Source organism: Arthrobacter psychrolactophilus, from assembly GCF_003219795.1.
Classification (GTDB): domain Bacteria; phylum Actinomycetota; class Actinomycetes; order Actinomycetales; family Micrococcaceae; genus Specibacter; species Specibacter psychrolactophilus.
Window position 1 is genome coordinate 63801 of the sequence record NZ_QJVC01000016.1, and the last position, 14689, is coordinate 78489.

The window sequence follows — 14689 nt, forward strand, 5'->3', positions numbered from 1 at the left end:
CCTAAAAAGCATGTCAGTATGGTCAAGACCGTTTCGCTCAAGTGCAGAGAAGAAGGCGCCCGTGTCCGAAGTTGCAGGCCCCAATGAGAGTTCAGCGGAGCTCGAAACCTGGCTTGCTAGCTTGGAAGCATGCTCAGGTGCTGACACAGCCCTGGCCTTTGCAAAGACCGGGCATGGCAGCATCAGCCTCACGCACGCCCACCCTTCTGGCCTGGCCCAGCTGTTGGCGGGCCGCAAGACTCGCCTGTCCACGCTGATCCGTGAACCCGAGCACTACATCGCAGCCAAGAACGCTGCCTCAGCGTTGCGCGCCAAAATCTTTGAGATGAGCAGCAACCGCGGGATCGACGTCGGATATCTTGGCGCCGGGATGGCCCGCTGGTCCTCCGCGGCGGAACCCTCTGCAACGGAGACGCCCGACGGCGAGGTGTGTGCCCCTGTTCTGCTGGCCGCCGTCGCCCTGACTGTCCGGCCCGGACAGGACGACTACGAGCTCCAATTGATGGAGCAAGCCCAAGTCAACCCTTCGCTCGTGAAGCACCTATCCGAGCACTGGCACATTGACCTTGATGCCCCGGCACTGGGCCGACTGGCCTACAGCACGGCTCGCTTTGACCCCATCCCCGTTCTGGACCGGGTCCGCCACTTGTTGTCCTCAATCCCGGGCGTAAGCGTTGAACACGATCTCGTCGTGTCCACCTTTGCGTTCGTGTCGGACAATCTTAAAGATCCGGCCCTACTGGCTGGCAGTGAATTGTTGGAGCAGCTGCAAAGCCAGAAGGACGACGATGTCCTGCCGGTTGAGCTGACACCTGACTACTCCCGCTTTGCCGCGCTGGATGATCGTCACCCGGAAGAAGAAATTCTTGTGCGTGACGCTGACCGGCACCAGCAGTATGTTTTGGACATGATCGGCAACGGCGAATCCGTGCTGGTCTCCACGCCTCCGGGCACCGGCCAGACGCAAACCGCCGTCAACGCCATCGCACAGCTCGTCCATGACGGTAAAAACGTGTTGGTCGTGGGGGAGCGCCGTGGCACGCTCAATGAGCTAGCTCAGATCTTCACGGACCACGGCTTGGATTCGCTGCTGTTGCAGCTCAATGCCCAGACTGGTCCGCAGCAGATGACCTCACAGCTCGTGCGGGCCATCACCCGCAATGAGAAGGCCACCGAACCTACGCTCTCGAACTTGCATGAGACGCTCATCGATCGTCGCCATCAGCTCGTAGACCACGTGGCAAGCCTGCACAATGTGCGTGATCGTTGGGGCTGCTCACCGTACCAGGCCATGCAGTCATTGGCGGAGCTGACCTCGATCCACCCTGCCCCGTCCACCACCGTGCGCTTGAAGCGTAGCGTGCTGGATAGTATTCGCGACCGCAAGGAGCTGACCGGGCGACTGGTTCGGGCTGCCGAGCTGGGCGCCTTCAGCCGCGCCGCCGTGAGCAGTGCCTGGCATGGTGCCCGCATGGTCACGCGCAAGGAAACTGAAACGGCCTACGCCTTGGCCGAACAGCTCAATGAGCAGGTGCCGCTCTTTGCCAAGAAGATGCGTGAGGTGGCCGAGTTCGGGCAGATTCGCCAGGGGAATTCCTTTGCGGAATGGGGTCGTCAGCTGAACATGCTGGTGGCTATTCGCGAGAGCCTGGATAAGTTCAACGCCGACATTTTCGACTGGTCAACGGATGACATGATCGCGGCGACGGCAACTGCCGGTTGGCGCCGCGAGCGGGGGATCGAGATGCCCGCGCTCAAGCGTGCGCGATTCCGCCGCAATGCCAAGGATCTGGTTCGCCCCGGGGTACACATCGCCAATCTGCACGAATCGCTCGTGCTGGTCAATGAGCAGAGTACCCTGTGGGCCGAGGCCTCCACGAGCAAGCGTCACCCCACGGTTCCCTCGGGCTTGGCGGAGCTGAGTCGGAGTTACATGAGCCTGCGCGAGAAGTTGGTGGCCCTCGGCAAAGTGCTTGAGCGCACCGTCGACGGCGGGGACCTGCTGAACTTTAACGCCGCCGAGCTCGCCGGTCGCCTCGAGGCCTTGGTCGTCTCTAAGGACTCCTTGGAGACCCTGCCCGAGCGCACGCTGTTGCTCGATGGCATGCGTGAACAGGGTCTGGGTGAATTGCTGCAGGACCTTGCCGCACGTGAGGTTCCGGCGGCAGAGACCGGTTCCGAGCTAGAACTAGCTTGGTGGCAGTCCGCCCTTGAGGCCATGATTAGTGGCGATGAATACCTCGCCATGTCCGACGGCGCCAATCTGCGCCGCTTGGAGGCCGAGTTCCGCTTGGCTGACCAGGCGCATGTCGCCTCGGGGCCGAGCCGGATTCGTTGGCGTTTGGCCCAGCGGTGGCGCGAGATTATCGCCGGCCGCAACCGCCAGGGGGAGATGCTTCGGAACCTCCTCAAGGATGGTCGCGTTTCCCTGCCAGCCTTGAACACCCAGGCCCCGGATTTGCTGCGTAATCTGGCGCCGGTGTTCCTGCTGAGCCCCTTGGCTGTGCCCGCGATTATTCCTGCCGATTACCGCTTCGACGCCGTCGTGATTCTTGATGCCGAATCCACGGCGCTCCAATCGGCACTCCCGGCCTTGGCCCGTGCCGAACAGGTCATTGCCTTTGGTGACGAACAGAGCGCCTGCGCCAAGAGCTTCTCGGTCGCCGTCGCTGCTCCTGGTAGCAACGGTACAGATACCACCGCCTTGGAGAGCGTCTTTGGCGCTTTGTCCAAGGTCTTCCCGCGGCACCGCCTCAGCGTGTCCTACCGTGCCGTGGACGAGGAACTCGTCCGCCAGCTCAGCACCGGCTTCTATGACTCACAGCTGGAGCGTTTGCCTGATGGCCGCGCCTTGGCCGGCATGGAACGATCGATCACCGTTGACTACCTTCCTGACGGGAAGGGGCTGCCCGGTGACGGAGACGGTGGCGTTGAATCCGTGGCCGCAGAAGTTAACCGCGTCGTCGATCTCGTCTTCGAGCACGCACGGGTCCGGCCCCGCGAATCACTGCTGGTCATCACGGCCAGCGATCGGCACGCCGTTCAGGTAGCGCAGGCTATTCGCCTGCACATGGCCAATCATCCGTTGCTGAGTGAATTCTTTGGCTCTGGCCCGGAATCATTCCGGGTTGTCTCTGTTGACCGGGCCTCGGGTCTGGTCCGTGACCGCGTGATCTTCTCGTTGGGCTTTGGGCGCACGCCGCATGGCCGCGTCCTGCACGGCTTCGGCCCCTTGTCAGAGCCTGATGGCCGTGCCAAGTTTGCCCTAGCCATGACCCGCGCCCGGACACATATCCACCTCGTGACCTGTTTCCGTCCTGAGGACCTGGACGTCAGCCGTTTGAGCTACGGCGCCGTGGACTTCTTTGAATTACTCGATCGGGAACTAGCTGGCAATTCGTTGCTGGGAACCCCGGCGACTCGAGCCCTCGATAGCGAACGGGAAACCGGGGAAGATCCCCTCGTGGCAGACCTCGCCGACCGGCTTCGGGCTCGCGGTGCTCGCGTGTGGCACCACTTTGATGGCGCCCTCGATATGGCAGCTGCCGCAGACCCGTTGCAGCTCATCGGCCGGGAAGATCATGAGATCCCTGTTCCGGTGGCGGTCGAGTCTGACGGAACGGCCAAATACCAGAACATGAGCGTGCGTGAGCGAAGCCGTTTGCGCCCGGAAATGTTGGAACGCCTAGGCTGGCGCTACGTTTCCCTGTGGACCATCGAGGTCTTCACCGATCCGTCCACCTGCGCAGACCAGATCGGTCGCTACCTGGGCTTGGGCACGGGAACCGGCGATGCCGTGTTTTCCTCCCTCATGGGCTCCTCTCAGGACCCGTCGATGACGGCCGTGCCCGATTCTCCGAGGTCCCGCCGGCGGTCGTCCGCTGCGGTTGCCCCGGAACTCGCGCAGGTTCCGGAGCGTGCCGAGGTAGCTGCCGCAGACGCCCCCGACGAGGCTCCCGCCGTCGTCGCTGCGGCTGTTGCCGAAGCGACGCCCGAGGCCGGAGAAGCGGACGAACCAGAAGCTGTTGAAGAAAGTGACACGCCAGTGAGCGAGCAAGAAAAACGTCAGGAGCCGGTCGCTGCAGTGAACGAATCCGAGGCAGAGCAGACGCCTAAGAGCGTGGTTCCGGCCAAGGAATCGGATCTGCTGCCGAAGGTTGCTCCACACGACGCCGACCACACCTGGGGCGATGCTAGCTCTGACCGCGGCCACGACGAGTGGTTGCGCGAAAACAAGCCGCCGCACTGGGGATAAGGATCCAACCCGCTATGGCGTCAGTGCCACTTACCCCGGGCGCCGCTGCGCCGGCTGTCCCGGGCTCGATCATTACCGCAGCGTGCTTCCTCGTGCTGGGGGCTGCGGCCCAGGTCGTGGCCTCCATTCTGGGTTGGATCCACGCCCTCTCACCGGAACGTGCCGTGGTGCTCCAGCGTCAACTGGATACTGGCGACTCGACTTTGAGCTTGGAGGGCTTGCGCAACGCGGGCGTCATTACGGTGGTGTTGGCAGGGATATGCACCGTGCTGGCGTACCTCTTGTTCGCCTTCTTTATGACGAAGGGCCGTAGCTGGGCTAGAACGGCCACGGCTGTCTTGTTCGTGCTGACTTTGTCGCAGCTGGTAGGAATTGTTTTTCCCGGCGGCTACACGACCATCGTGCAGATCATCGCTGGAGCGGCCGCCGTCGTATTGAGCCGGCGCCCCGCGTCGAGGCAGTACTTTGACACCATGAAGGCCATCCGCGCCGAATCCCGCCTCAGTTCAGCAGGATAAGCGAGACCTTTCCCCTGCTCACCGCACCGGCTAGTTGCACGGCCTGAGCCGGCGATGCGGCCACCACCACGAGCCCCTCGTTGTCTTGGGCAGGGAACAAACCGCCGCTGCTCGGCGCAAGGGCGGGAGTCCACAACACCGGGACCTTGTCCGCCAGCACCTCATTGCTGACCGGACCATCCAAACCCTGGCTGCTACTGAGGATGACCGTGACAAGTTGCCCCTGCCGCAGCAGCGCGAGCGTTGAGGGATCGCTCAAGCGGAGTGGAACTGCCTGACTTCCTGCCGCCGTACCTGTCAATAATCCGGCGCCCAGCAGTGAAGCGTCCGTGAGTACTTCGCCGCGGCGCAGTGGACCAGAGACCTGGCTACCCAGCCAGGGCGGTGCCGGTGGCACGAAGGCCCCATCGGGAACCATCGAAGGGCTGACGGCAACAGGCCGGACATCGCCGTCTGCTAAAACGTGACCTGAGGGCAAATCACGTGCGGCAACCAGCACGGTTGCGGTGACTGGGGCGACGGGCGTGAGCTGTTGAACGGCAAGCGCGGCAGCAGCGCACAATAATAGGGCGGCCATCAGGCGCCGTCGGCGAGCTAGCAGGCGGCCGAACTTCTCAAGCGGTGAGCTGCGCCTGGACCATTGTTGGGAATGCCAGACTGGCCCCGGATAAACCGTGGGCGGGGGAGTGTGTGCGGACTTCATGTGGCCACGGTAGGCCTACCTGAAGGCAGCTAAAAGAGCTCACTAGCGAAAAGTGCACAAAACAGAAACTAATGGCGTGTGTGGAGGAGCTATGCCTTAGCCAACGGAGGCAGTGGCGGGAGTGCTGGAAGCAGCAGCCGCGACCGGAGCAGCCGTGGGAGCGGCCGGAACAGAGCTGGAGGTTGAGCGTGAATCCGTGCGGTAGAAGCCGGATCCCTTGAAAACTACTCCTACGGAGTTGAACTTCTTACGCAGGGTGCCGCCGCATTCGGGGCAGACCGTCAGGGAATCGTCACTGAACGACTGCTGAATGTCGAAAGCATGGTTGCACTCTTTGCAAGCATAGGCGTACGTAGGCACTAAATTTCCTCCTGGATACATGCGTTGGGACCGTACAATTGCCAGCCGCGTGACTGGAAATCTATGGTCCCAAGGCCTAATTCTATCACCGCAGTAATCAACGCCCGGAAGCTCCGCAACATTCCCGCGCCCGAGCTGCGGCTACGACTGCTTGCCCAGACGGCGGTGCCCGGCTGGCGTCAGAACGTCCGTCACGGGGGCGTCTAGGTCATCGTGCGGGAGGGAAATGTTGGGAAAGAACTCATGCTCATGCACGACGGCGGCCAGCGGCACAGACTTCGACCCCGCCTTCGACCCCGCCTCCGCAGTCAGACCGGCAAGGAAACGGTCGTAGTAACCACCGCCCTGCCCGAGTCGGACGCCGTCGCCATCGACGGCCAGTGCGGGCAGCAAGATAGCTTCAACGGAGCTTAGCTCGGCAAAGGAAAAACGCTTGCCCACGGGTTCCATGACGGGGGCTAGGGTGCTTCGCACCATCGGGACGCCTGGGGTCCACCGCGTCCAGGCCATGTGGAAGTCCGGTTCACAGACGGGCACGTAGGTGGCGTAACCAGCCGCCGTGAGTGTCGCCAGCAGCTCGCCCGTGTCCGGTTCGCTCCCGATAGAGAGGTAGGCACACACAGAAGTGCCGACCGACAAGGGGGAGCCAGCCAATCCGCCGTCGTTGGTTCGCAACGACTCCAGCCATGCCAAGGCGACCTTCGCCAGCGTGGCACCGGCTGCGGGAAACGGCTGCTCACGGCGTTGCGCGCGCAACTGGGAGCGCCAGGCCGCTTTATCGAGAGATTTCATGGAAGCCCAATCGGGAGACTAATTGAAAGTTGTACGCCACAAGATGACGCCAAGATTATGTTGCGCAACTAACATTATCCGGGAAAACGTGACCCAGTCGGCTAGCCTAAGGGAATGACTTCTGCAAAAACTGTACGCAAGGCCGTTATCCCTGCCGCTGGTCTGGGAACGCGTTTCTTGCCCGCAACCAAAGCAATGCCCAAGGAAATGCTTCCGGTCGTTGATAAGCCTGCCATCCAATATGTAGTTCAGGAAGCAGTCAGCGCCGGGCTTACCGACGTTTTGATGATCACCGGACGTAACAAGCGCGCTCTGGAAGATCACTTCGACCGCGTTCCCGTGACAGAGCAGCTGCTGGAAGAGAAGGGCGACTCCGATCGTCTCGCCGCCGTGCAGCACGCCACCGAACTGGGCGAAATTCACTACGTCCGCCAGGGCGACCCCAAGGGCCTGGGACACGCAGTGTTGCGTGCCAAGACCCACGTGGGCGACGAGCCCTTTGCTGTACTCCTCGGTGATGACTTGATCGACGAGCGCGACGAACTGCTGACCACCATGATTGAGGTGCAGCAGCGCACTGGCGGTTCCGTGATCGCTCTGATCGAGGTGCCGCAGGACAAGATTTCCGCTTACGGCTGCGCCGATATGAGCGTCATCGAAGGCGAAAACTACGTGCGCGTCAACCACCTGGTTGAGAAGCCCGCCGTCGAAGATGCTCCGTCAAATCTGGCGGTCATTGGCCGTTACGTCCTGCACCCGGCCGTCTTCGACGTTCTCGAAAACACCCCTCCGGGACGCGGCAACGAAATTCAGCTGACCGACGCCCTGCAGACGCTGGCCACGATGGAAGGCGAAGGCGGCGGCGTCTACGGCGTTGTCTTCACCGGCCGTCGTTACGACACCGGCGACAAGCTGAGCTACCTGAAGGCCGTCGTCACGCTTGCTTGCGAAAATGACGAGCTCGGCGCGGACCTGCGCGAGTGGCTGGGCGAGTTCACCACCGACTTCAAGAGCTAGTCCGTGTGGGGCCAGGCCATGTGGCCGGTTAGCTTGGAATGCGGCGACGTGGTCCTGCGCCCCATTAAGTACCGTGACAAGGCGGAGTGGACGCAGGTGCGAGCCCGCAACGCTGCCTGGTTGCAGCCGTGGGAAGCCAGTAATCCCATAGGGCAGGGGCAGCTGCCCACCTTTGGTGGGATGGTGCGCTCCTTGAACCTGCAAGCACGCGAGGCTGCGGCGCTGCCGTTCATCATCACGGAACGTTTTCCTGGACAGAAAAAGCCTGCGATCGTGGGTCAGCTGACGGTTTCCTCGATCATGTGGGGATCGGCCATGACGGCGACCCTGGGCTATTGGGTCGACCAGGACAGGGCCGGCCGCGGCATTGTCCCCACGGCCGTAGCCCTCGCCACGGATCATTGCTTCAAGACCTTGGGCCTGCACCGGATGGAGATTAATATTCGTCCGGAAAATGCCGCAAGCCTGCGAGTGGTCGAGAAACTGGGCTTCCGCGATGAAGGCCTGCGCCCCCGCTTCTTGCATATCAACGGCGAGTGGGCCGATCATCGTAGTTTTGCCCTGACCAGCGAGGAAGTGCCGGAAGGAATTCTGGCCCGATGGTTGGCACGCCGGTGATGGGACGCTGGGACTGTCCAAAAGGCGAATTTTCTCCTTGCCGGACGACACACCGACAGTAATGCCAGACCCGGCATGTTTCCCCTTTAGGGTTGAAATGTGGCGGGACACATGTTGCCAGTCCGCCAAATCCAGCAGTTGCAGGAGACGTCAATGGAAAGTGTTACTTCCGACGCCCACACTCATGTGGAGCCGGTACCTTCAATGGCTATGCCCTCGGCAACTGCGAAACCCCTGAATATTCGCTGGGGCCGGACCTTTTTCGCATTGCTGGGCCTCATCGCCTTACTGACCGCCGGAATTTCCGGTGCGTTGAACGTGTTCAACATGGGTTCAGCCGGCGTCACCTGGACCTCCCTCGCCGTCTTTGCCGCCGTCATCGTGGCACTGCGCACCATGGCAGTTCGAGATCAGGCAGCCCGTCAGGCGGCTCGTCTTGCCGCAAGAACGACGGCGAAGCCTACTTCCGCTGAATCGGCGACTACCGCTGTGGAACTGAAAGAGCCGGAACTCTTTGACCGGGCCGAAGGTGTGGAACCAGCTCCGGCCGCCAAGCCACTCACGGCCGAAGAGCTGCGAGCTGCCGCCATGCGCGTCGCGGCTAAGGGCTCGGCTGACGCCAAGCTGGCACACACGCAGACCCTCGCTGAAGGCGAGCTGGACGCAGAGCCTTGGGAGCCTGTTGAAGTACCGACTCCTGGCTATGTAACCGCCAACCGCGCGCTCACCTTGGAGAAGCCACTCATCCTTCCTGAAGCTCCAAAATCCGCGGGGACCTCTATTCGCGCGGATCTGGCCGGTGTGGGCCTTCCGGGCGAACACGAAGGTGTTGTCGTGGTCGTGGACAGCCCCGATATCGCCGCCGAGAAGGCTGAGAAGAAGGACAAACAGGCTGCTGCCGCAGAACGCGGCGCACATGCGCTGACCAATCTGGACGATGTTCTCCAGCGCCGTCGAGCCTAAGAAAATTTCGATAGCCGGGCCCTGCGGGGCCCGGTTTTTTCGCGCCCGGAGTGTCTCCCACCCAATTTCAGCTGTAGCGTAGCAAGCCACTCGAGGTGCCTGCAAACAAATGAACCCACGTTTTGCAGTTAGTGCTGGTGTGCACGGTTTGTTTGCCACCGGCCGTTAGGCTTGCATCTATGGCCACATATCTACAGAAGACTCTGGATAGTTTAGGAAGCGACATTGTTAGTGGGGTACTTCCAGAAGGGCATGTAGTAACAACGCAGCAACTGGAAGTGGATCTCGGGGTGTCACATTCTGTGATGCGTGAGGCTGTTCGGGTGCTGCAGACTATCGGTTTGGTGAGCAGTGTGCAGAGGGTTGGAGTGAAAGTCCTGCCTGCTGACTCATGGAACTATTTTGATCCGCTAGTCATTAAATGGAGGCTCTCCAGTGGATCCAGCGTTGCCCAGCTACGATCTCTGAGTGAGCTTCGCACCGCGGTGGAACCTATGGCAGCCTCGTTGGCTGCGAGTTCGGGTCCTGATGAATTATGTGCCATGTTGCTTGGTCTGGCCGGTGAACTTCGGTCCGCGGTGAGGGCGGGGGACTACAAGCGTTTTGTAAAAGTGGACGTTGAATTTCATTCGATCCTCCTAGCCGCATCGGGCAATGAAATGTTTGCGCTATTGCGCGGTGTCCTTGGCGAGACAGTCTCAGGACGAAGCGAACTTGGCCTGTTGCCGGAGCTTCCTGATGAGGGATCGTTACAGCTCCACGTCGATCTGGCTGATGCAATTCAGGGTCGCCGGCCACATGACGCCCGCAGTATCGCCGATAAATTGGTCTGCGCGATCAACGATGAACTCGAGTCGACATGGGCCGGTACCCCAAGAATCTACCCAACGATCTAGGCCCCTAGCCCTTCAAAACAAGGCGCTTTGGATAACGCTTGCCTCGAAATAGTTTAAAAAGATTATTTTTACCTTGTAATCAGTTAAATAAGATGCTTTCATTAAGGAGTGCTGTGGTTCATGCCACATTCTTAGGCCCTGAAGCGCATCCGTGCCGTCCATCCACTGGGTCAATCGATCCAGTCTTGTAAGAGGGAGTAGAAACATGAAAGAAATTACGCGACGGCAGTCGTTGATTAAGATTGCAGCAGCTGCCACATGCTCGATGTTCCTTTTGGCGGGTTGTTCCGGAAATACGGACGGCGGCGACGCTGGCTCGATTGAAGGCACAAAGATCAATGTCAACCTTGCTGCGGGCGGCTGGACCAACACAGTTGAAAAATTACTTCCGGAGTTTGAAAGCAAAACCGGGGTCAAAGTAAGCCTGAACGTCTTGGGAACCGAGCAGCTTGATAACCAGTACCAGGTCAAACTGAACTCTCGTTCGGAAGACCTTGATGTCATGGTTTACCGTCCTTCACAGTCCACTAAGTTGTTTGCCGACAATGGTTGGCTAGAGGATATTAGCGACAGGGTGAGCGGCGATGAAGCATGGAAGTGGACCGATTTTAGTGAGTCCTCCCGAGCCGCAACTACGGTAGATGCGCACGCTTTTGGTGTGCCTTTGATGACCGAGCGCGACATCATCTTCTACAACAAAGAGATGTTTGCGGCAAAGGGCATCGCTATACCGAAAACGATGGACGAACTGGAAGCTGTTGCCAAGGCGCTGACGGATACCACCTCAGGTACCTACGGTGTTGTTATGCGAGGGAAGGCGAATGCCGCCGTCACCTCCTTCTCTAGCTTCCTCTATAGCTTTGGCGCTGATTGGATCACTAAGGACGGAGATTCGGGGATCGGCACCGCTGAAGCTGCTGCGGCTTACCAGTACTACGGAGACCTCGTTCGGAACTACGGCCCTCCCGGAGCCACCAGCCTTGACGGCACTGAAGCCCGTGGAATCTTCCAGCAAGGCAAGGCTGCGATGTACATCGATGCAGACTCCGGAGCGGGGCTCATCGAAGACGCCACGCAATCAAGCGTTGCCGGCAAAGTTGGTTACGCGGCATTCCCGGCAGGACCTGCCGGAGCCAAACCCTACGATGTCACATCTTGGGCCGCAGGCGTTAGCGCGTACTCAAAGAATAAGGATGCTTCCTGGGAGTTCATCAAGTGGGCCACCTCCAGCGAAGTTCTTAACGCAGCCATGAGTGATCAGAGCTCCCCATCTCCTCGCATTAGCTCGTGGGCTGATTCTGCTGTCACAGCAAATTACCCGGAGGAATTGGTAAAGATCTTCAGCACGTACAGTTCAACTGCTGTTGGACATGACCGACCGCAGGTCATCCAGGTCAACAAAGCCCGTGACATTGTGGGTGCTCCGATCACCGTGGCCCTCGAAGGCGGCGATGTAACCGCAGCGGCCAAGCAAGCCAGTAACAGCTTCACCGAGTTTCTGAAGACCGACAAGTAGCTCATTGAGTGCTGGCAGGCACTCGCCTGCCAGCACAGTGTGGCCGGACAATGGCTAATTCATGACGAGAGACCGAGAGAAACGCATGGCACTGCAACTTAGCGATAAAAGCATTTCCACCAAAGCCAAACTTGAAGGGTGGGTAGACCGCAACCTCAAATTCATATTCACCTTGCCGGCCCTGCTTTTGGTGTTGGCACTCATCATCTACCCCTTGATTTACACGATTCAGCTTGCTCTGACAGATGCTTCTAGGAGCACCACCAGGGCGAAGAATTTCATTGGCCTTGAGAACTTTGTAACTTTGTTGCACGACACCGAACGTTTTTGGCCAGCCGTCGGTAGGACTGTATATTTCACGGGCGCCGGCCTGATCATTGAAACCGTTTGTGCGCTTGGTCTGGCCTTATTGCTACGAAAAGCGTTCCGCGGACAGGGCATTGTGCGAACAGCCATTCTTCTGCCGCTCGTGGCCACACCTGTCGCCGTCGGCATGATGTGGATGCTGATCTTTCAGCCGAGCATTGGATTCGCCAATGTGTTTATTGAGTGGTTTGGGATTCCTGCGCAAGGATGGCTTTCTGATCCCGGACAGACGCTGAATACCCTGATCTTCATCGATGTCTGGCAGTGGACTCCCATGATGGCGCTGATCCTTCTGGCTGGTTTGGCGAGCATTCCTGAAGAACCTGAAGAGGCAGCTTTGGTTGACGGGGCCTCATGGCTCCAGCGCCACATCTACGTAACGATCCCGATGCTCAAGCCAGCCATTTTCGCCGCGATCCTACTGCGAGCCATCGACTCTTTGAAGACGTTCGACATCTTGTATGCGACCAAGGGTGCAGGCGGAGGATCGAATCACGAGGCCGAGACCTTGAACGTACTCGCGTACAGCTACAGCTTCGACTATCAGGACTATGGCATTGCCAGTGCGGTCCTCATACTATTCCTGATCCTGATTTGTGGGGCGGTTGCCCTCGTCACGGTCGCCAGTAAGGCAGGGGCCAAATGATAGATGTAATCAACTCGGCAGCGCAGAAGCCCTCCGTGGGAGTAGCTCAAGTAATTCGTCGTACCTCGCCTCGTAAGAGGCTTCTGGGATGGATCCGCGCAGTTGCAATCATTGTGGTGACTCTCGTGATGGTATTTCCTCTATTTTGGATGCTTTTGGCGTCATTCAAGCAAAATGTGGACATTACCAATCCTGACGTCTTCTTCTTTGCGCCGACGGTCCAGAACTATATCAACGTACTCTTCGCCAATAACTTTCTGCGGTATGGCTTCAACAGCCTGGTGATTGCCGCGGCCGCAACGCTGATTGCCTTGATTATTGGGCTGCCCGCGGCATATGCCGTCAGCAAGTACAAGATGAAGTCCGTATCTGGGTTTATTTTGTTGGCCCGCGTAATCCCTGGAATTAGCTTGCTGATTCCTTGGTATTACATTTTTGCGCAGATTGGCCTCGTCGGGTCTTTCCGGGCGTTGATCATCACGCACATCTTTGTGAGCCTTCCATTGATCGTCGCCATCATGTCCAGTTTCTTTGAAGGTATGTCCACGGAATTGGAAGAGGCCGGACAGATTGATGGGCTTACAGTTGCCGGAACCTTCCTAAGAATTACCCTGCGACTGGCCATCCCGGGAGTTGCGACAAGCGCCATTTTGTCGTTCATCTTTAGCTGGAACAACTTCCTCTTTGCCCTGATTCTTTCAGGGAAAAACACAACCACTTTGCCAGCTGCTCTTTACCAGTTCATCTCATATCTGGGCGTTGACTGGGGCGGACTCATGGCAGCCTCCGTAGTGATTACGGTTCCCGTAATGATCGTGACAATTTTTCTCCAAAAGTACATTGTTGCGGGACTCACGGCAGGCGCCACAAAGGGCTAGCCCCGCATGCTGCCGCAGATCGCCAGCTGACACCTCATCAACGCCGATTGATTATCAATCTCCTATTCAAGGAAAAACAGTGACACAGAATAAAGAAATTTTTCTTGGCCCCTCGTACTACCGGGATCTCTTGCCTGAAGGATCTAATCTGCTGCAGGATCACGGATATTCTTTGGTTGAGAATAATACGGATGATGCCATTAGCCCCGAAGAACTTCGGAAGATGGGGCACGATCTGCACGGAGCGATCGTCGGTATGGAAACCTGGGATGCTGCGGGCATGGATGCTCACCCGAATCTGAAGATTCTTTCAAAATGCGGTGTTGGAGTCGACAAAATTGATTTGAAGGCTGCTCGTGAACGCGGCATTCTTGTGACCAATACCCCTGGGCTTAACTCGAATGCCGTAGCTGAGGTAGCTGTTGGCCTTATGATCAACATTTTCCGCCAGCTTTCTTTGTCTCAGGAGGCAGCGAAGAGCGGGGATCGCACCATTTTCAATGGCCCCGAACTAACAGGGAAAACGGTTGGACTTGTCGGTATGGGCAGCGTTGGGGCTCATCTCGTTCGTCGGCTGAAGGGCTTTGACGTCCAGGTCAAGGTCTACGATCCCTATCTCGCCTTGTCCGGCCAGAGCGATTCTGCTTTTGAACTCTGTGACTTGGCAACTGTTCTGAGCTCAGCCGACGTGGTGAGTCTCCACGCTCCGCTAACCGATGAAACTCATCATATGATCAACGCTGACAGCCTCGCATTGTTTAAACGTGGCAGCTATCTGGTCAACACGGCTAGGGGTGGACTTGTCGACGAATCGGCGCTTTATGCGGCGCTCACAAATGGTCAGCTGGCAGGTGCGGCCCTGGATGTTTTTGAAGTTGAACCATTGGATCCGAACAACCCGTTGCTCGCCCTGTCCAATGTCGTCTCGACGACCCATTTGGGCGCCAACTCCTTTGAAGCCTTGACCGGCGTGGGGCTGGCCAATGCTCATGCGGTGATCGATACCTTCAGCGGTCTAGAACCAGCCAATATGGTGTCCTCGATGCACTAGTTACGGTGTTAGCGGGAGACCGCCAGCTGATTTTCTACTCAATACAAACAATTTTGGAGCAATTCTCGTGACTACTGTCGCTTCCCGTTTCCAGGGCGTTATCCCTCCCG

13 protein-coding genes are annotated in these 14689 nt (G+C 58.7%); 10 read left to right on the forward strand and 3 right to left on the reverse strand.

Annotation, left to right across the window (positions count from 1 at the left end; all coding sequences use genetic code 11):
• The first annotated feature begins 10 nt into the window (after positions 1 to 10).
• Positions 11 to 4255, forward strand: coding sequence for an AAA family ATPase (locus CVS30_RS13620; RefSeq protein ID WP_110485876.1), 4245 nt, complete (start codon positions 11 to 13; stop codon positions 4253 to 4255).
• A 14-nt stretch (positions 4256 to 4269) separates the two neighbouring features.
• The gene (locus CVS30_RS13625; RefSeq protein WP_110485877.1) at positions 4270 to 4773 is read left to right on the forward strand and encodes a hypothetical protein; all 504 of its coding nucleotides are present in this window, start codon (positions 4270 to 4272) and stop codon (positions 4771 to 4773) included.
• Here the strand turns inward: CVS30_RS13625 and CVS30_RS13630 are convergent.
• The 3 genes from CVS30_RS13630 to CVS30_RS13640 form a co-directional block, all read right to left on the reverse strand.
• The gene (locus CVS30_RS13630) at positions 4757 to 5476 is read right to left on the reverse strand and encodes an RcpC/CpaB family pilus assembly protein (protein ID WP_245934603.1); all 720 of its coding nucleotides are present in this window, start codon (positions 5474 to 5476) and stop codon (positions 4757 to 4759) included. The genes CVS30_RS13625 and CVS30_RS13630 overlap by 17 nt on opposite strands.
• A 96-nt stretch (positions 5477 to 5572) precedes the next feature.
• Positions 5573 to 5836, reverse strand: a complete 264-nt coding sequence (locus CVS30_RS13635) for an FmdB family zinc ribbon protein (RefSeq protein ID WP_110485879.1) — start codon at positions 5834 to 5836, stop codon at positions 5573 to 5575.
• A gap of 141 nt (positions 5837 to 5977) precedes the next feature.
• Complete coding sequence (locus CVS30_RS13640) at positions 5978 to 6628, reverse strand: 5-formyltetrahydrofolate cyclo-ligase (RefSeq protein WP_110485880.1); 651 nt, start codon at positions 6626 to 6628, stop codon at positions 5978 to 5980.
• A 114-nt stretch (positions 6629 to 6742) separates the two neighbouring features.
• On the opposite strand from CVS30_RS13640, the gene galU reads away from it, so the two are divergent.
• The 8 genes from galU to CVS30_RS13680 all read left to right on the forward strand — a co-directional run bounded on the left by galU (position 6743) and on the right by CVS30_RS13680 (position 14579).
• Entirely contained in the window at positions 6743 to 7645 is a 903-nt protein-coding gene (gene galU, locus CVS30_RS13645) for a UTP--glucose-1-phosphate uridylyltransferase GalU (protein WP_110485881.1), read from the forward strand.
• 18 nt (positions 7646 to 7663) lie between these two features.
• Positions 7664 to 8263: a GNAT family N-acetyltransferase gene (locus tag CVS30_RS13650; RefSeq protein WP_181419805.1), complete on the forward strand. Its 600-nt coding sequence runs from the start codon at positions 7664 to 7666 to the stop codon at positions 8261 to 8263.
• A 153-nt stretch (positions 8264 to 8416) separates the two neighbouring features.
• On the forward strand, positions 8417 to 9226 hold the full coding sequence (locus tag CVS30_RS13655) for a hypothetical protein (protein ID WP_146233401.1): 810 nt from the start codon (positions 8417 to 8419) through the stop codon (positions 9224 to 9226).
• Between the two features lie 179 nt (positions 9227 to 9405).
• The gene (locus tag CVS30_RS13660; RefSeq protein WP_110485893.1) at positions 9406 to 10122 is read left to right on the forward strand and encodes a FadR/GntR family transcriptional regulator; all 717 of its coding nucleotides are present in this window, start codon (positions 9406 to 9408) and stop codon (positions 10120 to 10122) included.
• Between the two features lie 205 nt (positions 10123 to 10327).
• The gene (locus CVS30_RS13665; protein ID WP_110485884.1) at positions 10328 to 11638 is read left to right on the forward strand and encodes an ABC transporter substrate-binding protein; all 1311 of its coding nucleotides are present in this window, start codon (positions 10328 to 10330) and stop codon (positions 11636 to 11638) included.
• Between the two features lie 61 nt (positions 11639 to 11699).
• Positions 11700 to 12650: a carbohydrate ABC transporter permease gene (locus tag CVS30_RS13670; protein WP_245934604.1), complete on the forward strand. Its 951-nt coding sequence runs from the start codon at positions 11700 to 11702 to the stop codon at positions 12648 to 12650.
• Positions 12647 to 13528, forward strand: a complete 882-nt coding sequence (locus CVS30_RS13675) for a carbohydrate ABC transporter permease (RefSeq protein WP_110485886.1) — start codon at positions 12647 to 12649, stop codon at positions 13526 to 13528. The genes CVS30_RS13670 and CVS30_RS13675 overlap by 4 nt, the downstream gene beginning before the upstream one ends.
• A gap of 79 nt (positions 13529 to 13607) precedes the next feature.
• Positions 13608 to 14579 carry a phosphoglycerate dehydrogenase gene (locus tag CVS30_RS13680; RefSeq protein ID WP_181419806.1) on the forward strand — a complete coding sequence of 324 codons (972 nt, stop codon included), beginning with the start codon at positions 13608 to 13610 and terminating at the stop codon, positions 14577 to 14579.
• The last annotated feature ends 110 nt before the right edge of the window (positions 14580 to 14689 follow it).

Excerpts from the sequence above, each read along its gene's own strand:
- CVS30_RS13625 (WP_110485877.1), top strand. The coding sequence starts at position 4,270 with ATGGCGTCAGTGCCACTTACCCCGGGCGCCGCTGCGCCGGCTGTCCCG.
- CVS30_RS13620 (WP_110485876.1), top strand. The coding sequence starts at position 11 with ATGTCAGTATGGTCAAGACCGTTTCGCTCAAGTGCAGAGAAGAAGGCG.
- CVS30_RS13670 (WP_245934604.1), top strand. The coding sequence starts at position 11,700 with ATGACGAGAGACCGAGAGAAACGCATGGCACTGCAACTTAGCGATAAA.
- CVS30_RS13630 (WP_245934603.1), bottom strand. The coding sequence starts at position 5,476 with ATGAAGTCCGCACACACTCCCCCGCCCACGGTTTATCCGGGGCCAGTC.
- CVS30_RS13640 (WP_110485880.1), bottom strand. The coding sequence starts at position 6,628 with ATGAAATCTCTCGATAAAGCGGCCTGGCGCTCCCAGTTGCGCGCGCAA.
- galU (WP_110485881.1), top strand. The coding sequence starts at position 6,743 with ATGACTTCTGCAAAAACTGTACGCAAGGCCGTTATCCCTGCCGCTGGT.
- CVS30_RS13650 (WP_181419805.1), top strand. The coding sequence starts at position 7,664 with ATGTGGCCGGTTAGCTTGGAATGCGGCGACGTGGTCCTGCGCCCCATT.
- CVS30_RS13675 (WP_110485886.1), top strand. The coding sequence starts at position 12,647 with ATGATAGATGTAATCAACTCGGCAGCGCAGAAGCCCTCCGTGGGAGTA.
- CVS30_RS13660 (WP_110485893.1), top strand. The coding sequence starts at position 9,406 with ATGGCCACATATCTACAGAAGACTCTGGATAGTTTAGGAAGCGACATT.
- CVS30_RS13655 (WP_146233401.1), top strand. The coding sequence starts at position 8,417 with ATGGAAAGTGTTACTTCCGACGCCCACACTCATGTGGAGCCGGTACCT.
- CVS30_RS13665 (WP_110485884.1), top strand. The coding sequence starts at position 10,328 with ATGAAAGAAATTACGCGACGGCAGTCGTTGATTAAGATTGCAGCAGCT.